Annotated in this window: 21 protein-coding genes; 6 read left to right on the top strand and 15 right to left on the bottom strand. The window is 41.5% G+C overall.

Annotated elements, in window-relative coordinates; genetic code table 11:
- Positions 1-99 precede the first annotated feature (99 nt).
- The 3 genes from G0Q07_RS07135 to G0Q07_RS07125 all read left to right on the top strand — a co-directional run bounded on the left by G0Q07_RS07135 (position 100) and on the right by G0Q07_RS07125 (position 1,665).
- The gene (locus G0Q07_RS07135; RefSeq protein ID WP_163345432.1) at positions 100-594 is read left to right on the top strand and encodes an RNA polymerase sigma factor; all 495 of its coding nucleotides are present in this window, start codon (positions 100-102) and stop codon (positions 592-594) included.
- Positions 595-700: 106 nt separating this feature from the next.
- On the top strand, positions 701-1,075 hold the full coding sequence (locus G0Q07_RS07130) for a hypothetical protein (RefSeq protein ID WP_163345431.1): 375 nt from the start codon (positions 701-703) through the stop codon (positions 1,073-1,075).
- A 98-nt stretch (positions 1,076-1,173) separates the two neighbouring features.
- Entirely contained in the window at positions 1,174-1,665 is a 492-nt protein-coding gene (locus tag G0Q07_RS07125) for a DUF4252 domain-containing protein (RefSeq protein WP_163345430.1), read from the top strand.
- Between the two features lie 263 nt (positions 1,666-1,928).
- Here G0Q07_RS07125 and G0Q07_RS07120 read toward each other — a convergent pair whose 3' ends face one another.
- The 8 genes from G0Q07_RS07120 to G0Q07_RS07085 all read right to left on the bottom strand — a co-directional run bounded on the left by G0Q07_RS07120 (position 1,929) and on the right by G0Q07_RS07085 (position 11,809).
- Positions 1,929-2,474 carry an archaemetzincin family Zn-dependent metalloprotease gene (locus G0Q07_RS07120; protein WP_163345429.1) on the bottom strand — a complete coding sequence of 182 codons (546 nt, stop codon included), beginning with the start codon at positions 2,472-2,474 and terminating at the stop codon, positions 1,929-1,931.
- A 63-nt stretch (positions 2,475-2,537) separates the two neighbouring features.
- Positions 2,538-3,881 (bottom strand): sigma-54-dependent transcriptional regulator, encoded by a 1,344-nt coding sequence (locus G0Q07_RS07115; protein ID WP_163345428.1) that lies wholly within the window; start codon positions 3,879-3,881, stop codon positions 2,538-2,540.
- A 1-nt stretch (position 3,882) separates the two neighbouring features.
- Positions 3,883-5,577: a HAMP domain-containing sensor histidine kinase gene (locus G0Q07_RS07110; protein WP_163345427.1), complete on the bottom strand. Its 1,695-nt coding sequence runs from the start codon at positions 5,575-5,577 to the stop codon at positions 3,883-3,885.
- A gap of 89 nt (positions 5,578-5,666) precedes the next feature.
- On the bottom strand, positions 5,667-6,380 hold the full coding sequence (locus G0Q07_RS07105; protein WP_163345426.1) for a glycine cleavage system protein H: 714 nt from the start codon (positions 6,378-6,380) through the stop codon (positions 5,667-5,669).
- A gap of 30 nt (positions 6,381-6,410) precedes the next feature.
- Positions 6,411-7,637 (bottom strand): NrfD/PsrC family molybdoenzyme membrane anchor subunit, encoded by a 1,227-nt coding sequence (gene nrfD, locus G0Q07_RS07100; RefSeq protein ID WP_163345425.1) that lies wholly within the window; start codon positions 7,635-7,637, stop codon positions 6,411-6,413.
- Entirely contained in the window at positions 7,630-8,493 is an 864-nt protein-coding gene (locus tag G0Q07_RS07095; RefSeq protein ID WP_163345424.1) for a 4Fe-4S dicluster domain-containing protein, read from the bottom strand. Before G0Q07_RS07095 ends, nrfD begins: the two co-directional genes overlap by 8 nt.
- Positions 8,494-8,522: 29 nt before the next feature.
- Complete coding sequence (locus tag G0Q07_RS07090) at positions 8,523-10,211, bottom strand: hypothetical protein (protein ID WP_163345423.1); 1,689 nt, start codon at positions 10,209-10,211, stop codon at positions 8,523-8,525.
- Positions 10,212-10,534: 323 nt separating this feature from the next.
- Positions 10,535-11,809 carry an outer membrane protein assembly factor BamB family protein gene (locus G0Q07_RS07085; protein ID WP_163345422.1) on the bottom strand — a complete coding sequence of 425 codons (1,275 nt, stop codon included), beginning with the start codon at positions 11,807-11,809 and terminating at the stop codon, positions 10,535-10,537.
- 88 nt (positions 11,810-11,897) lie between these two features.
- Between G0Q07_RS07085 and G0Q07_RS07080 the strand changes: the two genes are divergently transcribed.
- Positions 11,898-12,692 (top strand): endonuclease/exonuclease/phosphatase family protein, encoded by a 795-nt coding sequence (locus G0Q07_RS07080; protein WP_163345421.1) that lies wholly within the window; start codon positions 11,898-11,900, stop codon positions 12,690-12,692.
- 16 nt (positions 12,693-12,708) lie between these two features.
- On the opposite strand, the gene G0Q07_RS07075 is transcribed toward G0Q07_RS07080, so the two are convergent.
- From G0Q07_RS07075 to G0Q07_RS07045, 7 genes are all read right to left on the bottom strand, one after another.
- Entirely contained in the window at positions 12,709-14,061 is a 1,353-nt protein-coding gene (locus G0Q07_RS07075; RefSeq protein WP_163345420.1) for a saccharopine dehydrogenase C-terminal domain-containing protein, read from the bottom strand.
- 55 nt (positions 14,062-14,116) lie between these two features.
- Positions 14,117-15,658, bottom strand: coding sequence for an L-piperidine-6-carboxylate dehydrogenase (amaB, locus tag G0Q07_RS07070; protein ID WP_163345419.1), 1,542 nt, complete (start codon positions 15,656-15,658; stop codon positions 14,117-14,119).
- Between the two features lie 348 nt (positions 15,659-16,006).
- A complete protein-coding gene (gene pcaF, locus G0Q07_RS07065; protein WP_163345418.1) occupies positions 16,007-17,209 on the bottom strand; it encodes a 3-oxoadipyl-CoA thiolase in 1,203 nt (400 codons plus the stop codon).
- Positions 17,210-17,211: 2 nt separating this feature from the next.
- The gene (locus tag G0Q07_RS07060; RefSeq protein ID WP_163345417.1) at positions 17,212-18,549 is read right to left on the bottom strand and encodes an aspartate aminotransferase family protein; all 1,338 of its coding nucleotides are present in this window, start codon (positions 18,547-18,549) and stop codon (positions 17,212-17,214) included.
- 13 nt (positions 18,550-18,562) lie between these two features.
- Positions 18,563-19,216, bottom strand: a complete 654-nt coding sequence (locus G0Q07_RS07055; protein ID WP_163345416.1) for a 3-oxoacid CoA-transferase subunit B — start codon at positions 19,214-19,216, stop codon at positions 18,563-18,565.
- The gene (locus tag G0Q07_RS07050) at positions 19,200-19,922 is read right to left on the bottom strand and encodes a 3-oxoacid CoA-transferase subunit A (protein ID WP_203532693.1); all 723 of its coding nucleotides are present in this window, start codon (positions 19,920-19,922) and stop codon (positions 19,200-19,202) included. The genes G0Q07_RS07055 and G0Q07_RS07050 overlap by 17 nt, the downstream gene beginning before the upstream one ends.
- Positions 19,915-21,483, bottom strand: coding sequence for a hypothetical protein (locus tag G0Q07_RS07045; RefSeq protein WP_203532692.1), 1,569 nt, complete (start codon positions 21,481-21,483; stop codon positions 19,915-19,917). Before G0Q07_RS07045 ends, G0Q07_RS07050 begins: the two co-directional genes overlap by 8 nt.
- A gap of 538 nt (positions 21,484-22,021) precedes the next feature.
- Between G0Q07_RS07045 and G0Q07_RS07040 the strand changes: the two genes are divergently transcribed.
- On the top strand, positions 22,022-23,353 hold the full coding sequence (locus G0Q07_RS07040; protein WP_163345415.1) for a saccharopine dehydrogenase C-terminal domain-containing protein: 1,332 nt from the start codon (positions 22,022-22,024) through the stop codon (positions 23,351-23,353).
- A 158-nt stretch (positions 23,354-23,511) separates the two neighbouring features.
- Complete coding sequence (locus tag G0Q07_RS07035; RefSeq protein ID WP_163345414.1) at positions 23,512-24,543, top strand: AI-2E family transporter; 1,032 nt, start codon at positions 23,512-23,514, stop codon at positions 24,541-24,543.
- Position 24,544: the final 1 nt, after the last annotated feature.

The raw sequence follows: 24,544 nt of genomic DNA, 5'->3' as shown, positions 1-24,544 counted from the left end.
TTTCCGGCGCACCGGTACAATTCTTTCATTTTTTTACCTTAGCCGTGTTATGAAATTTGAACTCAATCGTAATTCATAAAAAGCAAGAGCCCGTAAAGGATGACAAGCAGCGATTTTGAAAAACTCATTATACAACAAAAAGACAAACTATTCAGGTTTGCCATTAGCATTTTAAAAGACAGCAACGAAGCTCAGGATGCGGTTCAGGAGGTGGTGCTAAAGTTGTGGAAAAACAGACGTTTAATGGATAAAGCACAAAACCTTGAAAGCTATTGTTTGAACACAATAAAAAACCATTGTTTCGATGTACTGCGAAAACAAAAACACCACCAAAACTACCTTCAGACTAACATTCACGAATCGCTGGAAGAATCACGATTTGATGCCATAGATTTTGTAGAGAAGCTGAAACAGGAATTACATCAGCTACCGGTTCAACAGCGAATGGCCATAGAATTAAAAGATTTTCAGGGCTTGGACTATGATGAAATAAGTGAGATTATGGGCCAAAACACAAACACCGTCAGGGTGCATGTTTCGAGAGGAAGAAAAAAATTATTTGAAATTTTTAAGGAGGAACTAGCCAATGTGTAATGATAAAACAAACCACTTTCTTGAAAAAGATTTCAATCTGAAAGATCTCAGCAATATTGACAAAGAAAATTCAGTGGAACAGGATTTTATCCAATCGTACCAAAAATTGAATGATCGGATAAATGCAGATGTCCCGGATTTTAATCCATTCGAAAAAGTAGAACAGCATAAAAAACAACGCTTTACAAAAACAAAACGTTTGATTGCCTATGCAGCCTCGATCCTACTGGTGGTGAGCCTTTTGTTTTTTGGTCTAAATCACACTACCCAAGAAAAACAGCTGACATTGACAGAGAATGAGCTATCTGAAATAGAAGAAAATACCAAATTGGCTTTATGGCATTTCTCGAAAGAAATGAATACCTGTCTTGCCAATCTTGAATACTCAAAAATAATCAACGCTCCATTAAGCGAAGTACAGTCATTGAAAAACATAAATATTCAATTTGACAACCCAATTAAAGATCTTAAAATCAATTAATCATGAAATGAGCATAAAAGTGGGATCGCACCAATCGAAATCATCAGCTGTGGAATGCGAATTCCATACGATGCTTTTTTCACAAACAATTTAATCGTATGAAAACAAAATTCATCTTATTTTTTCTACTCATTAGTTTCTGCAGCCTGGCACAAAATGGCAGTAAAAGCATCGACCAGGCCTTTAAACTAATTGACAGCCGCGAAGACATTTCGTACTTTGAAGTTACCAAAGACATGTTTAAAATGCTGTCAGAATCCAGAGACATGAGTCCCGAATTTAAGGACTATATCAGCAAACTTCATCAACTAAAAATGATTCAGCCGGGAGGAAACAACCACAGGGAGCTTGGCGAAGAACTCTATAATATAGTTATGGATAATGCAAACTTGAAGGATTACACGCGGCTAATGACGCAAAGGGACCAACATTCGAAAATATCATTTTATAAAAAAGATGGTAAAAATGAGAATGAATTTCTCTTGGTCAGTAATAACATGATCATTTATATTACGGGTACACTCGACCTGCAGAATATCCAGCAATTTCAACAAATTATAGAAATAGCCGGAAGTGCCATGGGAATGTAAAGCAACGCTGACATATGGAAAACAAAAAGGATGTCATCGTATTGAATAGATGACATCCTTTTTGTTTTAATACCGAATAATATTACTGAATCAAATACAAAAACTTATCGCTTCGTAAAAGCATTTTATCTCCAACAAATACCGGCACAGCTTTTACTGTCTCATTAATATCATTTTCAACAACTTTCTGAAACTAAACGCCGGTACTTTGCAGACTTTCACTGTTTATTTCATTAGAATAACCTACTACCAAGTCCTCCAAGTCAGAAAGAAGAGAGCGCAGCCTCCAGCTGTTTGCTGCATTTATTACAAAACTGCGGCTTTTTCTGGTCAATGTCTTCTACATAAGTTCCGGGGCGCATAACACAAATTGGCACGTGGCAATGAACAAGCCCAAACGCATGACCGAGTTCATGAATAACTATTTTTTGGAATCGCTCGTAAAGCAGTTGTTCATCTCCCGGCATACCATATTGTTCGTTTCTTAAGCGATACACCGAGGCAACTCCGGTGCTTCCGTTGTACTGTGCCTGCCCAAAAATGTAGGTTAAAATGGGAATAAAAAGATCGACATGGAAAAGCCCGATGGTTTTGATTGAGTTAGCCGAGTATTGATTATGTATGAGTTCCAGTAAACAGTTGGCATCGTATTGTTTTCTGGTTGCATCAAAACATGGAAGAATGGCATGTGTTAAAAGAACAACAGAAACCGGCCAGCCAAAAGCCGTTTCAACATCCCGGGCAATTTGGTCGAGGATCTTTTTCTCGAATTTGCCCTGAACAACAAGTGTTATCCCTTTTTCTTTCAAAAAGTTAGTGTTTTATATTACGCAAACGAACTTATTGCATGTAGTAATAAAAGCCCGGCATCATTATTTTTTTGGAGAACTAAGCTGATGTTTCTTTATTTTATTGTACAACGTTACCCGGTCGATCTGAAGCACTTTGGCAGAGCGACTAATATTCCAGTCGTATTTCTCCAATGTTTTCTGAATGTATTTTTTCTCCAGTTCATTCAAACTGTCGTTCGAATAGCTAACCATATCGGTTTCCAAAGGCAAATCTTTTAATCTAATCTCCTTTCCGTTTCCCACCACAATGGCACGTTCGATCATATTTTCCAGCTCACGAACATTCCCGGGGAAATGATATTCTTCGAGTCGTTGCAACGCTGCCTGTCCGATGGTAATCAAATCGCGGCTCATGGAGGTACAGTATTTTTTGATAAAATAATTTACCAGTGTCGAAATGTCTTCCTTTCTATCACGTAGCGGAGGAATGGTAATGTTAACCACATTTAGTCTGTAATATAAATCCTCGCGGAAAGAACCTTCGGCAACCATTTTCTTAAGGTCTTTGTTTGTTGCACAAATAATTCTGAAATCTGATTTTATCTCTTTGTTCCCGCCAACCCTGGTAAAGGTTTTTGATTCGAGCACCCGCAAAAGTTCAACCTGCATTTTCATTGAAATTGTAGCTATCTCATCCAAAAAAATGGTACCGCCATCGGCCATTTCAAAACGCCCTTTGCGGTTAAACATCGCCCCTGTAAAAGCACCTTTTTCGTGTCCGAACAACTCACTCTCCAACAAATCTTCCGACAAAGCACCGCAATGAACTGTTACCATTGGAAAAAACTTACGCGGCGAATTGGAATGAATAGCGCGTGCAATTAACTCTTTTCCTGTTCCACTTTCACCTGTAATTATTACTGATGAGCTTGATACTGCTACATTTTCCACTTCCTTTAGCACCTTAATCATACCATCGCTGTTGCCAACAATATCTTCAATATTCTCCAGCGTAACAATCTTAGTTTTAAGCGTCTCATTTTCACTACTCAACGAGATCTGACGGGCAGCATTGCGGATTAGATGTGAAAGATCATCCGGATCAAACGGTTTGGTGATGTAATCAAAAGCTCCATCTTTTAGGGCTTGAACAGCAGTTTCAACCGATGCAAAAGCCGTCATCACAATAACAATAGCCGAGCTATCGAGTTCTTTAATCCGCCGGTGCATCTCCAATCCGTCCATCCCGGGCATTTTAATATCCGCCAGAATAATGTCAAAATTTTCCGACTGCAGTTTTGCAAGCGCTTCTTTAGCATTGCCGGCACTATCTACTTCGTATCCATCCTCTAGAAACCAGTTACAGAGCGAATCACGAACCGATTCTTCATCATCAACTATAAGTATGGAAATGCTTGTCTTCATATTATTGATCTTCTTTTATTATCAAATTAAATACAACCGACATGGTAGTTCCTTTTCCGGGTTCTGAAACCACCTCGATTTTTCCTTTATGGCTTTCCACAATCCCGTGAACGATAGCCAATCCTAATCCGATTCCACTGGCTTTTTGTTTGGCAGAATAAAACGGTTGAAAAATACGTGAAATATCTTCCGTGGCTATTCCCACTCCGTTGTCTACAATATCCATTTTTATGTGTTCCGCATCCGGATTCGATGTTTTAATCAATACTTCGCCGTTCGTGGCAATCGCTTCCTGTGCATTTACCAGCAAGGCCACACACACTTGCTTTATCTGGTTATCATTACAACGAATTAAATCCGATGTGGCTGAAAAATCAGTATAAAAATTAATGCCGGCTATGTGCATCTGGTGTGCCATTAAACTGTGTGATTCTTTAAGAATATGATTCAGCGAATGTTGCTCAAAGTTCTCCTGGTCTTTTCGCGAAAAATCCAACAGTCCTTTTACAATATTGCCGCAACGTTTCGATTCTGTTTCAATCACCTTCAGGTATTTCAACATTGGCTCTTTTGACGTTTCGGGCATATCGAGCTTAGCCAGTTTTTTGGCCACCAATTTACTGTAAGTAAGAATTCCTGAAAGCGGATTATTGATCTCGTGAGCCACCGATGAGGACAATTTTCCCAACGAGGTAATACGCTCAATATGTATCAGTTCGTTTTGAATTCCAGCGAGCTCTTCCGATTTTAGTTGCACCTTGTACTCCAACTGATGCGACCAGTTTTCAAGTTCGCGGTTGGCGGCATCCAGGTTGTCGAGCATGTTGTTAAATGCCAGGGATACCGAACGCATGTCTTCCAACAAATGCGGTTTAATTTCCAGCCGGCGGCTCCTATCCCCTTTCGATACGGCCTCGCTTGCTGTGATTATTTCGTTTAAAGGCCGCCGAATTTTATTACGTGTAAAAAACAGCAGCAATGAAACAAGGAGAATTGTTACTACAATTGCTAATAGAAAAAACTCGGCCGACGATTTGTTAACAGCCGAATCGAGCTCCGACAAGGGTACTTTTATGATGAGCGACCCCAGTATTTCTTCGTCGGCACTGTGCGCATGGCATTCGCTTACATAACACGAGCGTTCGTTAACGATGGGTGTCCGTACCAAAAGTTGCCGGTGCTCCATATCGGGTTGGTTCATTTTGCAGGCGCTTTCCAAGTCGATTATGCGGTAAACTTTTTGCTTGGCCGGGAACATCTCGGAGAAATTACTGTGGCACACCACACAATTTGGACTGGCATTATCGGGCAAGTCAGACTCCACATAAGTTGAATACACCAAGCTGTCACGATTATTGTACATATTCACCTCATCGATACCAGGCATGGTATTTATAATATCGAGTGTGCTTTGCAGGGCGCTTTTATCGTTTTTCAACATTGAATAGTAGAGCGAACCTTCAACAATTGATCCGATATTATCGCCCCTCTGGCGGATAACGTCTTGCAGGTAATTTTCATAAACTGCTTTAAAGATAATACCGTATGAAATAAAAAGGAAAACGGCCAGAATACCAATAATATAGACCACCCGGGCATAAATGGACGAACGAAAGCTGAAATATCGTTTTAAGAATAAAAGAAAGGAATTTTTGCGTTTATTCGAAGTATGGCTTTTGGCGTAATTTTCTTTCATCACAAGTCAGTAAATTGGCGTTTTTTTAAGGCACCACAAGTTACGAAAAAGAACAAGGGGGTTAACAAGAAGCTGCTTTTTTCGCCCGATTAGTTTAAAAACTCCTTTTCAAATTCGTCCCAAACACTGGCATCAAGATCCGCAAGCGGGTTTGGCTGCAACTCACCTCCTTCCTGGAAGACAACCGCCGGTTGCGCACCACCTGAACTGGTAGCCAGGCTTCGGCCCAAAAAATCCTTTAAACGGGTAATTTCATCTGAGAACCACCCCTTGGCTTCGGCGCCCAGCAAAAAACCTGCTGTTTCAGCTTGCCAGTTTCGCGGTACAATTGAATACAGCCAGTCATCTTCAACATCGTCTCCCGACAGTTCACCGTTGTTTTCAATAAGCATAGTATTTATGCTGGCAACCTGCCCCGACAAAGGCGATTTAATGTGCAGCTGTTTTCCACCTTGTTCTACGAACGCCAGCAACTCTCCCTTTTTTACTGTGTCGCCGGTAGTCTTTACCGGTAGTACACTTATTTCTCCAAGTACATTTTGCAGAAAATCGTCGATACCCACTTTTGCCTGCCCCGATTTCTCGAGATAAAGCCAGGTATGGTTGCGGCTAAAAAACAGGCCTTCAGGTATGCGCAGCAAATTTGCTGTAAGTACCCGTATTCCTTGCCGGATAAACTGTACAGTTTTATGCTTCTTACTGACAAATAACCAGAATGGGATTAGCACTAAAAGAAATGTAATAACAATGATGTATTCAATCCCTTTAGTTTCAAATATGTTTGAATAAGTATATGCTTCCATTTTAACGAGTTTTAAATATTATTATAGGATTTAATTATGGTTGCTTTTAGCCCACGAAGGCGATTCGCGCAACACAGGCATGCGGGTAATTATCCATCTAAAAATCCAAATTTCTATAAATATTATGGTAAACGAAACTACAATTTCCATCCACGATGGAACGTAATGTGCCGCTGAATCCCAACGAAATGCAACGATTGATACGTTTAGCCGGTTCAATACAATTCCCACCATAGTAATAACTGCAGCGACCCGTGCCCAGGTAATGCTTGAGGCCCTGAAACTTTGAATAAAAAAGAGCATGGGCAACACTACAAAACCAAGCATTTCGAGCAAAAACCAGTAACCCATCGGCGAATTTAAGTATGCCCATCGGTGACCGTGAACAAAGACAAGTACCTGCAAAAACAGGTAAATAAACATGCTGAATCCACAAATTCGTGAAAGGCTCAGCACAATTTCTCTCCTGTTCTTTTTGTCTTTTTCGGTAATCTGATCGCTAAAGACTCTGCCACTGATCGACCCCTCGAATATTACCATTGAAAGACCTGCAAAAACACTGGAAACAAGAAACAACAGTGGAATAAATTCGGAATACCACAATGGATGAATTTTTTCTTTAGCCATTAAAAAAAGTGCTCCAAGACCCGACTGGTGGAGGGTCGACAAGGTAATCCCAAAAATAACCGCACCCAGCGTTAAGCCCGATAGAATTTTATGAATGCGGCGTGCCCCCAGCCACTCGGCAATGGCAGGCGAAAACTCAATTAGCTGGGCGACGATGTACAGCAAAAAATGCCAGGCTACTAAAAATAGTACGGAGTTGGCACCAAAATTATTTCCAATTATCGGATTAAAAATGTTCCACGGTTTTCCCAAATCGAGCACTAACGCGCCGGCATAGAAAACATAGGCCAGAAAACCATTTAACACCGTTACACGCACAATGGAATGAAATTTTTGAACACGCATAACGTACACTACAAAAGTGAGAACATATGCACCACCTGCAAAGGCCACACCTGTAATTACATTAAATCCTTTCCACAGTCCCCATGGAATTTCCTGGGTAACATTAGATACGGCTCCAATGCCGTTAATAAACCGGTACACTATAATGGCCAGCCCAACGAGAATTACCGGAATTGAAATAATATTAAAAGGTGTTAACCATTTACCTCTAGGTTTCAATTCATCTACTAAAAAGCGCCAAACGGGCTTCTTTTCTTTTTTTAGCGGAAATGTAGGACTAGTCATGATCTTCGTTTTTATTTAGGTTTGAATTTGTTGCTTTATTGAGGCCCAGAAGTAGCGAAGGAACAAGTACAAAAACAGCAGGCACACTATATAAAAATCCCTTGGTAAGTGCAGGGTATGATGAATTCTGCACATTGGTATTAAATCCAAGTTCTTCGAAAGGTACCGGCGACAGGTACAGAAATGAAGTTCCTCCGGCTTCGGTCTCCCCGTAAATATGGTTATAATAGGCATCCGGATTTTCACTAATCCTTCGGTGAGCCTCGGAAATTAATTCGCGTCGTGTACCAAAAACCAGCGCCTCAGCCGGACAGTTTTCAACACAAGTAGGCAACTTACCTTCTTGCTGGCGATCGAAACACATGTCGCATTTTGTTATTTTCGGGTTAGGGCTGTTGTATTCAAACTTTGGCATATCAAAAGGACACGACACCATACAATAGCGGCAACCCATGCATTTTTTTTCGCGCCAAATTACAGGGCCCTGTGTTGTTTTGTGCATAGCTTGTGTTAAACAAGCGGCATCGCAGGCCGGTTGGTTACAATGCATGCACTGGCGTTTTACATATACCTCGCCTTGCGGCGTTTCATACGCATTTACCACTGTTCGCCTTGTTTCGTCGGTTTTTCGCAATACCCCGGCTTCAGGGTAATCTTCAGGCATAGGGAGCCCGTGTGCTTCGGCACAGGCAAACTCGCAGGACTGGCAGCCCATACAACGGGTTGAATCGTAAAGAACGGCTTTGAATTCTGTCACATCTTCGTTGGAGGTCTTTGCCTGCGCTTCTTTTCCAAAAGCAAAGGTTGCCCCGGTTACTCCAAGCACTTTGAAGAAACTTCTTCTGTTTATACTCATGGTTCGTTAATTTAAATGGATATTTAGTACTAATGCGCGTCAGCTACATTGATAAAGTAATTCTGAAAATCTTCCCATACTTTTGGATCCAGATCTTTTAATGGATGACGCATAAGTTCTCCTCCTTCCTGAAAGGCCGGTTTTCCCTCTTCCATATTCATGATATGAAGCGAACAGGCCAAAAAATCCTTCAGGCGGCTGAATTCTCCAGTAATCCACTCCCGATAGCTACTGCCCATTTTAAAGAATTGTGTTTCTCTTAACCAGTTCGAAGGCTCTATTTTATAAACCCAACCTTCTCCATACGGCTCATTATTGATGAGAAACGGATCGGCTACCAGACTTTCGTTTATTTCTTTTACAGTACCAGAAACAGGAGAATTCAACGTAATTTGTTTTCCTTTTCTGATCAAGGTCACTAACGGTTCCATTCGTTTTATTTTTTCGCCCGGATTTTTCATGATCAGTCGGGTATAATCGCCGGTAACATTAGAAATAAAATCATCAATCCCCATTCTTACCCTGCCTCCTTCCTCCATAAAAACCCATGTATGCGATTTATCAAAATACAGACCGTTTGGAAAAGCAAGCGATGCTTCATTTAAGGTTTTCACATACCTTGTTTTATTCAGTAACGGAGCTTTCACCTTCCGCATTCGAATAAAAAAGCGAATAACAGCAAACACCAAAATAAGCCCTAAAACGGCTGCAATAACTATAAGTAATACGGATGATCTTGTAGAGTTTGTTGTTTCTACCTGTGCCATCAAAACGGGAGGAGTCAACTTTTTCAGGTTCGACTGTTTTTCCGCATATACCAATTCTGTATATCCGTTTTGCTCAACAAATGCCTGCCCCGCAGAGCTTATCCAGCTCAAAAAATTATTAATCTCGGCGTTTTCGGGAAAAGCAGAAGAAACAGCATAAATATTATAAATCATTGAATGCGGATATTTCCCAATCCACACCGCACGCACAAACTGGTCCGAATTGGTGTAAATATTTTCAAAATAATCCAAGCGCCCGTTTTGGTTACGATCGATTGGAAGAAGCCGGATATTTTCGGCAAAACGTTGCTGGTCAGCATCAACAATCGACGACAACCTGCAAAATCCAATAGCATTTTTATCATTTTTTACAGCTGTCAGAAAATTATCCTGCGAAAGTGCTTCCACAGAATTGACCTCGCCAGCGTCGACTTCCAGAAACTTTGCTACTGAATGCTTAACTTCGGGTTCATCTAAAACATAAAAGTTAAGGCCTTGGCGGTTTTCATACCCCGCAATTGAGCCTCGGTTTTGGGCTTTCGAATTTTTCAGAATTGCTGCCAGTTCCTTGGCCGAAATACCTGTTTTAGCCAATTCTTTAGCAAATGGATTTTCGCCGTTAAAAACAGTAACAATCACTTCACGGCCAAGCGTTACTTGCCACATCCCTCCCGCAGAAGGTTTAGCACCAGGTTGCTGCATTACAATGCCAACCGATTGTTCACCTTTTATTTTATTGATTTCGGCAAAACTGATTGGTGTAAGTTCATAATTAAAGTCGGTGTTGATCTCCCGGTATGCTGTTATCCATCCTTCGGTAAGGTTTCGCATTTCAGGCGTTGTGAAAATTTTTACAGGTTCGTTCATCACCGGATTTCCGGCGTTTTGGCTTCTCGCACCGCCAACTATTAGCAGGAGCTGCACTACGGTTATTAAAATCTTGGTTCTCATTGTTGAATTTATTTTATAGGTTTTTTGCAAGGCTTTGAATCCCTTTACGGATTCTTTTCCAGCTAAAAACGCTTAAATCAACTTTGATACCAAACAATTCAATGCGCTCACATACAGTACATTAGGTGCCATTTTTGCAACATTTCCGACAAAACAAAGTGTTGAATTTTTAAACAGTTTTTTTATTAAATGACTTTTTAGACTGATTCAGTGCACGTTATGTGAATGTTGTATTTTTCAACAGGTGTTGCATTTTTCAACAGCACGGAGTAATTACTCCCTATTTCGGGCCAATTCGGAAGCCTTTTTTATAAAAAAATCTTTTATTTGAATAAAAAAAGGTGCTTTTGTGTTCGTAAAAGCATTTTGTCGCCCACAAATACCGGCACTGCTTTTACAGTTTCATTGATATCGTTTTCGGCAACTTTATTAAACGAATCGCCGGGTTTTACAATCGTACAATAACCTTTTACATTAATAAAATAAATATTTCCACCCGCATAAATAGGCGATGCATTAAAATTGCCTTTTAGTCTTTCCTTCCAAACTTCCTCGCCGGTCATGGCATCCAAACAAGTAACCATTCCACGGTCGTGCACCATGTACATAAGCCCATCAACAATAACAGGAGTTGGAATTTGCGGCACCTCATCTTCGTACATCCATACCTGATGCGATTCGGTTACATCGCCCTCCCCTGTTGGATCGATGGCAAACTGGCGGGTAAAACTCGGTCTCCCATCAAGAAAGATCCAGCCTGAATTTACAAACACCAAACCATTGTAAAAAAGCGGCTGACTAACGGTAGAATCATAGCCATACTCAAAAGTCCAAACCACCTCGCCGGTATTTACATCGTGGGCAAAACACATAAAAGCAGAATTACTTATCAGCAAATCCTGCCCGTCTACATTCACCACAATTGGCGTTTGATACGACTTGCGATAAACCGGCTCCAAAGGATCGTATATTTCTTTTGGGCGAACACTTTTCCATATTGTTTCACCTGTTTTTTTATCTAGAGCTACCACGTATGGATCTTCGGTTCCTTCCAAATGCACAATCAACATATCCTTGTAAAGAATTGGTGATGATGCTGGTCCCTGCATATGATCGCATGGCATATCGTTGCGTTGCCAGATTACTTCAAAATTTTTGGTGTTGATACAGGCTGTTCCGAAACTTCCGTAATGCACATAAACCCGCCCATTTTCGATGCATGGAGTTGGTGTAGCGTAGGAGTTGGTTCCATGAATTCGTTGCGGATCTTCTGCCGTAAATACTGTTTGTTCGTTCAGCAGCTTCCCTGTTTCCAAATCGAAACAAAGTGCATAAAAAGCTGTCCCTTCTTTTTCGGCCGAAGTTACCCAAACCTGGTTTCCGTAAACCACCGGCGACGACCAGCCCAGACCATTCACCGGCACTTCCCAAACAACATTTTCAGTATCGCTCCAGTGCAGCGGGGCAGTTTCAACATTGGCATGTCCATCCATATTCGAACCACGAAAATGTGTCCAGTTTTGTTGCTCACTCTGGCACGACACGAACACCATAAATAGAAAAATAAGTGCGGAAAAGTTGATCTTGTTGGTCATCATATTAGGTAAAGTTTGTTTGCTATCAAAGTTAATTTAAAAATGCAATTTCAAAAATTTAATCTACCTTCACCTATCTAAATAATGATCGATGAAAAGGACAAAACGGCTACTTTGCGTACTTATTTCTATACTAACTTTTAGCACAATTTACGGGCAGAACAACAATGATGAAAACATCACCGTTCGTGTATTAACTTTCAATATTCTGCACGGCGCTACTGCCAAAGATGATTTCGATCTGGATAAAATTGCCTCGGTAATTCAAAATACAAATCCCGACCTCGTAGCGATGCAGGAAGTGGATTTTAAAACCAATCGTGCCCGAAAATACGACCTGGTAACGGAGCTTGGTTGGAGGACAAAAATGGCACCACTATTTGGTATTGCAATGCCCTATGATGGTGGAGGATACGGAGAAGGAATATTGACAAAAATGCCGATCCTGACGAGCCGTAATGTTCCACTTCCCCATTCGCCGGAAAATGAACCCCGCACAGCACTACAGGTGCTGGTGCAACTGGAATCGGGCGATACCATCAGTTTTATAGGCACGCATTTGGAGCACCAGGAAACCAGCACAGACAGAATTGACCAGGTAAAAACGATCAATGAAACTTTTGCTTCTTGCAAGTATCCGTCAATTTTAGCCGGCGACTTAAATGCCACGCCCAACAGCGAACCAATTTCAATGCTAAAAAAATATTGGACAGCGAGCGATACAGAAGGAGCTTTAACTTATCCTTCCAACGATCCGGAAATAAAAATAGACTATATCTTTTTCAGGCCTTCAGATAAGTGGCAAGTGATAGAAACCAAAGTTATTTGCGATGAAATTGCTTCCGACCACTGTGCCGTTTTATCGGTTCTGAGATTGATAAAATGAGGAAATATTTTGTCTCTTATTCGGAATCTTGTTTTACTACCAATCGTTTCTCCGTCTCTGTGAATTTTATTCCAAATTTTTCCAGCTCGTCCAAAATCGGTTCATAAATTTCCGGTTGAGTTGGAATACAAATTCCACTCTGGTTAAGTTTTTTAGTAAGAAACAACTTGGCAGCAACTGCAAGCGGTAAACCCACTGTTTTTGCCATAGCCGTTTTTTCTCCCGACTCGCCGATAACCACCAGCGAGCTGTTCTTCTCCACCTTCTCCTTTGTGTTCCGATCGAGGTATTCAAATTTGTGCCACATTACTATCATGTCTTTATCATCGGGCATCAACTGCCATTTCTCCGAAAGTAATTTTTCCATCACCTGAGCCGGTGTGGCACGTTTTAAGCCGATTTTTCTTTTCTCAAAAATACCCAGCCACTCCAACTTTGGAACGATCTCTGAATCCATGGAAATTTGCATCGAATGGTATAGTTTCAAATCAATTGTATCAGCCGGATGATAATATAAAAAAGAGTTGATAAACTCCCGATAAGTCATGTCTTCAACATTGTCGATGAAATGATCGTCGCTGGTAGCACCCAGCTGAACAAACACATTCCAGGCCTTACAAAAACCAGGACGACGCAAGGTTCCCCGATAAACCGTGGGCACTTCCTGCAATCCATATTTCCCGATATAACTCAACGAATCGCGGTTGGCATAACCTTCAAACCAGCCGTAATCATCAATTTTAATGAGTTCTGTTCTACGGAATAAACGGTTGTAGGGAATGTATTTCACTTTTCCTTTCTGAATAAATTGTGCCGGGCCACCCTGCCCTGCCAAAACCACATTGCGAGGATTCCAGCTAAACTTGTAGTGCCACGGATTATCATCCGATTCGGGTGCAACCAAACCGCCGGTAAACGATTCAAAAGCCTCCAGTTTATGGCCTTCCTGCTTAATATGGTTAATCACGCGCATTGCCGACATGTGATCCAGTCCGGGATCCAAACCACATTCGTTTAAAAACAGCAGTCCTTTACTTTTTACTTCATCCTCAACCAGCTGCATTTCTTTACTTTCGTACGAAGCAGTAAACAAACTTTTCGAGAATTTCAGACAAGACTGCATCACCAGTTTATGAAAGCGTGCCGGCAACATAGAAATCACCAAATCTGCCTCGCGTACTTCCTGGTCGCGGGCAAACTCATCGCGGACATTTAAAATTGAAAATGACAATTTTAACCTTTTTACAAAATCGCTTTCTTCGGCACCTACAACTTTAATGTGCCATCGGTATTTTAATGCACGCTCGGCCAGGTAAGTCAGCAAAAATACGCTCGATCTGCCCGCTCCAAAAATTAATATGTTCTTCATACTTTTTTATTTAGTAATACCCTCACTTAAAGTGAGGGTATTACCATCTGCTATACTAGACATTAAATTCAATTCCCTGAGCCAATGGTAGCTCTGTACTGTAATTTATGGTATTTGTTTGTCTGCGCATGTAGGCTTTCCATGCATCGGAACCCGACTCGCGACCACCTCCAGTTTCCTTTTCGCCACCAAAAGCACCACCAATTTCGGCACCCGATGTGCCAATATTTACGTTCGCAATTCCACAATCGGAACCTTCGTGTGAGAGGAATTTTTCGGTTTCCAACATGTGCGTTGAAAAAATGGCCGACGACAATCCTTGCGGCACATCGTTGTGCAAACGAATAGCTTCATTTAATCCCGAATAGCGAACCATATATAGCAATGGTGCAAATGTTTCGTCCTGAACAATTTCATAGTGATTCTCCACTTCGGCAATACATGGTGTTACAAAACAACCTGATTCAAATCCTTCTCCTGACAGCACTTCTCCACCGATCAGAATAGTTCCACCTTCAGCTTTTACTTTTTCGATGGCGGCCAGGTAGGTGTCAACAGCCCAACGATCAACCAGCGGACCAACCAGTGTATTTTCATCCAAAGCGTGGCCAATGGGTAACTGCTCGTAAATGGCAATCAGACGATTTTTAAACTCTTCATAAACCGAATCGTGAACAATAATCCGGCGCGTAGAAGTACAACGCTGGCCGCAAGTACCCACAGCTCCAAATACAACTGCACGAAGTGCCATTTCAAGATCGGCTTCAGGAGTAATTATGATGGCATTGTTTCCGCCGAGTTCCAAAATGGTTTTCCCAAGTCGCTGACCAACAAGTCCGCCAACTTTTTTACCAATTTTTGTTGAGCCTGTAAACGATACCAACGGAATATTTTTATCGCTAAAAAACTCATCGCCCAATTCGCGCGAACCTGCTGCAACCAAATTCAGAACACCCTCCTGAACATCATTTTCTTTTAAAACTTTTGCCACGATATTGTGAACCGCAATAGCACACAGAAATACTTTTGATGAAGGTTTCCAGATTACCACATCGCCGGCCACCATTGCAATCATTGCGTTCCACGCCCAAACAGCAACCGGGAAGTTAAAGGCCGAAACCACCCCCACAATTCCCAGTGGATGATACTGATCGTACATACGGTGTTTTTCTCGTTCCGAATGCATGGTAAAACCATAAAGCTGACGCGACTGACCAACGGCAAAATCACAGATATCGATCATTTCCTGAACCTCACCCAGGCCTTCCTGGTAAATTTTACCCATTTCGTACGAAACCAATTTACCAAGCGGCTCCTTATATTTTCGAAGTTCCAGGCCGATCTGGCGTACTAGCTCTCCACGTTTAGGAGCCGGCACCATGCGCCACACCTTAAAAGCATCTTTAGCTTTTCCCACAACCTCGTGGTAATCGGCAGCAGTTGCCTGATTCACTGTTGCAATCAATTCTCCATCAGATGAAGAAAACGATTCGACAATAGCGCCAGAGGTTGTTTTCCATTCCACTCCAGTGCAAACTCCATTATTTACTTCACTGATTCCTAATTGTTTTAATTCTTTAGAGATGTCAATTTTCATTGTCTTTATTTTTAGTTGTTTATAATTATCTAAATCAATTTTCAAGATTGCTTCAGTCGTCGCTCCTCCTCCATCGCAATGACAACTTCTCTGGTAGCATCCTTGACTCAACTCAATCCGTCATTGCGAGAGTCCACCAAAATTTTGTTTTTGCCATAATTAGGTAATGACAGATTATGCAGGGGTGTCATTTCGAATGAGGGAAACGAATGAGAAATCTGTTCCTTTTGTGAAAGATTTCTCCTCATTCTTCGTCGAAATGACAATAATGCATAAAGTGGTATTTTACTCATATTTAACGACTTATTAAAATCTGTCATTGGCAACCGACATAGGAGGTGAAGCAACCTACACCTTCTCCAAAACCATTGAAACCCCTTGTCCAACACCAACACACATGGTACAAAGTGCATATTTTGAGTTTGAATTTTGCAGCTGATACAAGGCTGTTGTAACCAAACGTGCACCCGACATTCCCAGCGGGTGTCCTAGTGCAATTGCTCCGCCTAATGGATTTAGTCGTGGATCGTCGTCTGCCATTCCAAACTCGCGAATACAGGCCAGCGATTGTGCTGCGAATGCTTCATTCAATTCGATGATATCCATTTGGTCCAGACTCATTCCCAGCCGTTTCAAAAGCTTGTTGGTGGCCGGTACCGGTCCGATTCCCATAGTACGTGGTGGCACACCGGCAGCCTGAGTACCCAGAATTTTGGCTTTCGGAGTTAGATTAAACTTCTTAACTGCCGCTTCCGAAGCTACAATTACAGCCGCTGCACCGTCATTAATTCCCGAGGCATTGCCGGCAGTTACCGTGGTTCCTTCTCCGTAAACCAATTTTAAGGAGGCCAGCTTTTCAAGCGATGTCAATCGTGGGTGTTCATCCTTTTCAATTAGTATCGGGGCTCCTTTCCGTTGAGGAATAGAAACTGGAATTATTTCACGTACAAGTGCTCCGTTTTGCTGGGCTTCAGCCGTTTTTAACTGACTATTGTGTGCAAATCGATCCTGATCTTCGCGACTGATCTTAAATTCATCGGCCAGATTTTCTGCGGTGCAAATAAGCGGGTCTGTTCCATATTTCTCCTGAAACTTGTCGTTCACAAAACGCCAACCAATGGTGGAGTCATATATTTCAGCATTACGGGAAAAAGCCTGTGTAGCTTTAGGCATTACCAATGGCGATCGCGACATATTTTCAGCGCCGCCGGCAATCATCAGCTCTGCCTCACCGGCTTTTATAGCCCGCGCTGCCATTCCAATGGCTTCCATTCCTGAAGAACACAAACGGTTGACTGTTACCCCCGGAACCGATTCAGGCATTCCAGCCAAAAGCAAGGCCATTCGTGCAACGTTTCGGTTGTCTTCTCCGGCCTGGTTGGCACATCCCATTAGCACATCATCAAAAGCTGCCGGATCGATCTGATCGTTACGCTCCAGCAAAGTTTTTATGGGAATGGCCGCTAAATCATCGGCTCTTACTGATGACAAAGCCCCTCCATATCTCCCAATCGGTGTACGTATTGCATCGCAAATAAAAACTTCATTCATAGCTATATCTTGTTTAGTTTTTCAATTTTAGGTTTTAACGCTTTAAAAGCCCGATACAATCCTTCCGTCAACTGATCGATTTCTTTTTGTGTCATCACAGTTGAAAGCATACACGAAAAAGTATTGATCATCAGGATATTCTCCTTGTAATACATATAATCGAGCAACTCGTTTATCAATTTTTTTACCTCCTGATTTTCATAGGCTTCGCGATAAGTATTAGGTGGTGTTGGCCGTAAATGCATCCGAAACATGGAGCCAGCGCCGGTAATAGAAACCGGAATATCCAGTAGTTTTATTACCTCGCGAATCTGACCTATGGCACCGTCTGTTATCCTGTTCAGTTTTGTTACCGCTTTTTTATCAAAATATTGCATAGCCGTATAACCGGCTGTCATCGTTATCGGATTGGCAGAAAAGGTTCCGGAGTGTGGCAACAGAAGATTTTTTTCATGCGGATCGAATACTTTCATTACTTCCTCTCTTCCGGCTACTGCACCAACGGGAAACCCTCCGCCGATAATTTTTCCCAATGATGTAAGATCGGGGCTAACTTTATAATTCTCCTGAGCTCCACCGTATTTCACCCGAAAAGTGATCACTTCATCAAAAACCATAAGAGCGCCATTTTCGCGAGTCCAGTTGTAAACCGCCTCCACAAACTCCTGATTACCCGGCACCATACCAACACGATGCGGCACCGGATCAATGATAACGCAAGCAATATCTGCTGCTTGTTTATCCAGAATTGCCAATGTTCGTTCTACATCATTATACGGATAAATCACCACATCGTTAGAGACACACGGTGGCGTACCATGAGCCAGCGGAACACTGCTTGGGTTATCGATATTTCCCCAATTCGAGGGGTTTGCAGTTTGACTTACTTCTGCAAAATCGTAGGTACCATGATAAGAACCTTCGGCTTTGGCAATTTTTGCCCTTCCGGTGTAAGCTCTTGAGGCTTTTATCATAGCCATGACTGCCTCGGTTCCGGAGTTTACAAAACGTATACGCTCAAAACTTTGTACCCTTTTTATAAGGTGTTTGGCAAACGAAAGCTCAATCTCCGATGCCAGCGTGTAAGCCGTACCTTTTTTTAGCTGGCTGATCACGGCATCAACAATGGGTGGAAATGAATGCCCATGAATCAAAGCAGCCATGTTATTGGCAAAGTCGGTTCGTACTGTACCTTCAATATCGGTTATATAACACCCTGAAGCTGTGTTGGCATAATTCGGATAAGGCTGTCTGAAAACAGTATTTCTGCTCACTCCCCCGGAAAGTACTTTTTGTGCCTGCCGGTATAATTTTTCGCTATTGCTTAATTTTTGTGACATCGCCCTTGCTTTACTATTGATTTAAAGTTGCCTCGGTTTGCTGTTGCAGGTACTCAAAACTTACACCCGGCGCCAGTTTCCTGACAAACAACTTTTTATCCACTACATCCAGAATACTTAGGTTCGTATAAATTCTGCTAACTACATTCTTTCCGGTAAGTGGATAGGTACAGGATTTTACAATTTTTGAAGCGCCGGTTTTAGTCGTGTGTTTTGTAATAACAAAAATGGTTTTCACTCCGGCGACCAAATCCATGGCACCACCCACTGCGGGAATATCGTTTGGATTTCCGGTAGACCAATTGGCCAGATCTCCTTCTTCCGAAACCTGGTAAGCCCCAAGCACACAAATATCGATGTGCCCGCCACGTATCATGGCAAAGCTGTCGGCATGATGAAAATAGGCCGCTCCGGGAATGGCTGTGACATATTTTTTTCCGGCATTTACTAACTCCGGATCTTCACTGCCACTCTGGGCAACCTTTCCCATTCCAAGCAAACCATTTTCGGTATGATAAATCACTTCGCGACCTTCGGGTATAAAACCGGTCACCATTTCGGGAATCCCGATCCCAAGATTTACATAGGCACCATCGTGAATGTCCATAGCAACTTTTTGCGCCATTTCGCTAGTGCTCCAACCTGTAATTTTATTGTTTGATTCCATGGTATTTTACATTTTCTGCAACCAGTTTCGATTCATCTGCCGGATTGGAAATTTCCACTACACGATTAACAAAAATTCCCGGTGTTATTACATGTTCCGGATTAATACTTCCAAGTTCAACCACCTCTTTGGTCTGTGCAATTGTTGTTTTGGCTGCCATACACATTACCGGCCCAAAATTGCGGGCTGTTTTGTTGTAAATCAGGTTGCCGTATTTATCTGCCGTTGCACATTTCACCAAAGCAAAATCAGCTTGAATGGCTTTTTCCATAACATATTGTTTGCCATCAAACTCGCGTATTTCTTTTCCTTCTGCCAAAGGAGTATTTACGGTTGTGGGCGTATAGAATGCCGGAACTCCAGCACCGCCTGCACGAATGCGTTCGGCTAAGGTTCCCTGTGGCACCAGTTCCAATTCTATTTCGCCGGCCCGGTACAACTCGGGAAAAACAACAGAAATTGCTGTACGTGGAAAAGAGCAGAGGATCTTCTTAACCTGCCGGTTTTCGATAAGGGCTGCCAAACCAACATGTCCGCTTCCGGCGTTGTTGCTCACCACGGTCAGGTTTTTTGCTCCCTGATCAACCAGCGCATGAATCAATTCTACCGGGCTACCGGCTTCACCAAACCCACTTATCATTACGGTTGCTCCGTCGAAAATGCCGGCAACCGCTTCTTTTGCCGAATTCACGATCTTGTTAATCATGACTCACCGTTTTTAACGATTCCTTTCTTAATGCTTCTTCCAATCTGCCCTCAATCTCTTCCAGTTCATCTTCGTAGAAATACTTGTCAGCCTTGTAAGGCTTTAACTTTTCTATCGTATTTTCCTGCTCGTGGTACTCAGCAAAATATACGCGATCCATCCATTCCATGTTCCTGGCTTCGTTGAATTTGAGCACAAACACTTTTTCACCATTAATCTCAGTTGTTCCCATTAATGAAGTTTTTCCTGCAGAGGAAGTCATAGTAATGTAACGCGACGGACGATTTATCGATGCCAAACCACGATAAACCTTATTGAATACTTTTGTGATATCGGCCAATGGAGTTGTAAAATGATGATGCTCGCCCGTTGGCCGTGCGCAGTACATCGAATGGAAACCAATTCCGACCATTGCCATAATATTGCCTAAATCGATCCAGTTTTGTGCCGATCGATCCACATCTACTTTCCCATTTTCATCCTTATACAAACTAATGGTGTTCATAATCGGACTTTGGCTCTTCACTTTAATACCGTATTTTTTTAGTCGCTGAAGGGCGGCGACTGCCCCAGGATTCATCAGCTCCCGCGGGGTTGATGTATGCGACATCCAAACCACCTGAATGCCATTTTCAACGGTCATTCTCAGCAGTTCCAGTATTTCTTTAAACTGGTCGGTAAGCAAATGTTCAGGATGAAAAGTAATAGCTCGTGAACCGATCCGTAGCGTACGGATATGTAGAAGTTCCTCATCTTCCAAAATAGGAGTTAGGTATTCTTTTAAACGCCTGTAAGAGATATAACCTGCATCTCCTCCGGTAATTAAAATGTCGGTAATTTCTTTGTGTTGCTTCAGGTAGTTGTGCACCTGGCTGATATCGCGCTGAACAAACATATCTTCGTCGCCACGAACCTGTGCATGACGAAAACAATAAGTACAAAAGGCAAAACAGTTTTGAGTTCCGGCATCCAGAATCAGTTTAATTGGCGGGTATTTGTGCTGGCTTCCTTCCAGAATTTCCAGCTGCCCCTCATCGTTATAAAGGAAAGGTTTGTTTAGTTTCTGTTTCCCATCGTGCGGATTGGTTTTTAACTGGTAGGCTTCAACAACTTTTCGTCGTTCATCATCGCTGCCGGCGTCCAGGTATTTCTGTACATCCGCTTTGTTAATCATATCAGGCTGCGGAAATACGAGGTAATAATTCGGATCATTTTTATAGTTGCTCCAATCAATTGTATTCAGAATATGTTTGGTAGCCATAAAACGGTAAACTTCAAGAAAAAACTCGCGTTCCTTTATGTTGTCGATCTCTACTCCATTTTCTTTTAGCACCTGCAAAATTTCGCGAAAACCGTTTAATCCGGAGTAATGTGTTTTTCCTATAAAAAGTGGTTCCTTTTGTTTTGAAAATTGGGAATACTGAGGATAACATTTTTGTAAACGCCGAACTAAACCGACAGGCAAAAGTTCCTCGTTATTAATGGTTTGTATTGTTTCGGGCGTAAAATCGTAAGCACGCATCATTTCTGCAATATTCAATGACTCCTTCGTACTAATCATCTTTTTTGATATTAAAAGTTCATATTGAAAATTTCATAATACACACAATAGCACATACACAGTTGTATACGAACCATGTAGTACGGCTGTTGCGCTTCATTCCGAATCCGTCTTATCGACACACCGATTTGAAAGGAATTAATACAGTAAAGTATTGACAAGCGTCAATAAGAGTTATGGAATAAAAATAACTGCGGTTGCAGCTAATGTGAAACCGTATCATCATCGAGGCACTCTGGCATGCCTTGATAGAAAAATACAGGACATGAATACGATTGTATCATGTGCCCAATTTATGAAATTTTATACCACAAGTCCATGATTTTTAAGATAATTTATAAAATTGGCAGATATCATCTTTTGTTAAATATTTTTTTAGCAACTTAAGGGGCTGAAAAAAGTAGTTTATTGAATCCAAAAAAGAGCCTGTAATTTTATAACAGGACAATAATCTCAGAAAAATTTCAGGATGAAATTAATCGAACGAAATCTAAGATATTTCGTTTAATTAATTGGTAACAAACAGAAAACAGAAAAAATGAAAGTACTATTACTTGGCGCCGGGATGGTAGCCAAACCACTTGCCGATTATATTCTTGACAACAATATAGAATTAACAATTGCCACCCGCACACTTACAAAAGCCGAAAAATTAATCAGAAACCGCACAAACGGTAAAGCCCTGCAATGGACCATCGACGACATTGATCAATTGGATCAGCTAGTTGCAACTCATGATTTAACAGTAAGCCTGCTTCCTTATGCGCATCATGTTACGGTAGCCAAACTGTGTATTAAACACAAAAAGAACATGGTAACCACATCGTATGTGTCGGATGAAATGAAAGCACTGGATGCCGATGCCAAAGAAGCCGGAATTATTATTCTGAATGAGATCGGTGTTGATCCGGGTTTTGACCACATGACTGCCATGCGAATTATTGACAAAGTGCAAGACAAAGGTGGTAAGATTAAAGAATTTTACTCGTTGTGTGGCGCGCTGGCAGCACCCGAAGAAACTGACAATCCATTTAAATACAAATTCTCGTGGTCGCCAAAAGGTGTGATTATGGCCGGAAATAACGGTGCCAAATATTTAAAAGGCGGCGAAATTGTTGAGCTCCCGACTGAAGACCTTTTTAAAAATCCATTGAAAATAGATTTCCCCGAAGTTGGAGAAATGGAAGTTTACCCGAATCGCGATTCGTTGGCTTACGTCGATATTTATGGACTGAAAGATGTTGCTACGATGTATCGCGGAACTTTTCGTTACCCCGATTGGTGCGAAATTATGGATGCCATTAAAACACTCGGTCTGATCACTCACGATACACAAAGTTTTGCCGGAAAAAGCTACAAAAGAATTATGGCGCGCCAGCTTGAAGTTTATCCAGCCAACATTAAAGAAAAGGCTGCCGAACGTCTTCAACTGCCGATAGACAGTCCGGCAATTACTGCGATGGAGTGGTTGGGGCTTTTTAGTGGGTACATGCCATCAATGGATGAAGGATCGAACTTTGATCTGGTTGCCGACCTGATGCTCAAAAAAATGATGTTGCCCGAAGGTGCCCGCGATATGGTTATTATGCTTCACTCGTTTTTAGTTGAAAATGCCGATGGAAGCACCGAAGTTGTTAAATCACGTCTGCTTGATTTTGCAACTAAAGAAAATACATCGATTGCGAGAACTGTTGGATTACCGGCCGCCATTGCTGTTAAAATGATCCTGGACGGCAAGATTACCGACACAGGCGTTCATATTCCGGTTTCAAAAAGTATTTATGAGCCTGTTTTAACAGAGCTGGAAAAACTTGGAATTGCCATGAAAGAAGAATGGGGAGTGAAAGAATCGGCAAAAATCAGTTGCTGATATGAACTTGAGGATAATACCAGGAAAACAAAAGTTCAGTTGGTCGCTTAATTTTTAAGCCTATATAAAATTTTTTGTTCCTATCTGAACAAGTTTGCGATAGCCATAACAAACGAGCAACGAAGTTTTTTGTATTTTCCCCAATTAATTTCTACCTCATGGAAACAAGCAAAAAGATTTACATTTTCCTTATCGTAATCACGATTGTAGTGGTTTGTATCTACGCACAATCCATCATTATTCCTTTCATTTTGGCCATCCTGTTTTGGTTTCTTATCCGGGTAATAAAAAAATTACTGGAAAAAGTTAATTTCATTGGACGGCTGCCCAAATGGATTACTACCCTATTTTCAACACTGGTATTGCTTGGTTTTTTAGCTTTAGCTGTTACCATGATATCTCAAAACATCAAAATATTGTCTACAACGCTTCCCGAATACGAAGCCAACGTAAATAAAATTGCCCAACAGATTAACCAGAAATTTGATATTGACATTATGAATATGGCCGGAGATTTTGCCAAAGATTTGAATTTCGGAAGTATTCTATCATCGCTGTTCAGCACATTAACAAGCTTATTTGGTAATGCTTTTACAGTATTTCTATATCTTTTGTTTTTACTCCTGGAAGAACCGTTATTTCCAAAAAAGCTGAAAGCCATGTACCCGGAAAAAGAACAGTACGATCATGTAAAAACACTGGTTAGAAAAATAGATCATTCCATTGGAAATTACATCGCCTTAAAAACACTAACCAGCCTATTAACCGGTTTCCTTAGCTACTTTGCCTTGCTTTTTATTGGCATCGATGCGCCTCTATTTTGGGCATTCCTCATCTTTGTTCTTAACTTTATTCCAACAATAGGATCGCTTATTGCAACCATATTTCCAGCTGTATTTTCCATTTTGCAGTTTGGCGAATTCACTCCCGGAATACTGGTACTGTCAATCGTTGGTGCTATTCAGTTGGTGGTTGGAAACTTTATTGAGCCTCGACTAATGGGTAACAGTTTAAATATTAGCCCATTGGTTGTTTTCTTAACACTCGCAATCTGGGGAGTTATCTGGGGAATTTCGGGCATGTTGTTAAGTGTCCCCATCACTGTAATCCTGATTATTATTATGTCGGAATTTCCGGGAACCCGACCGTTTGCGATTTTATTAAGTCAACGCGGCACCATTAATAAATAAA

Source organism: Draconibacterium halophilum, from assembly GCF_010448835.1.
Classification (GTDB): Bacteria; Bacteroidota; Bacteroidia; order Bacteroidales; family Prolixibacteraceae; genus Draconibacterium; species Draconibacterium halophilum.
This window is presented reverse-complemented; position numbering and strand designations above follow the sequence as displayed.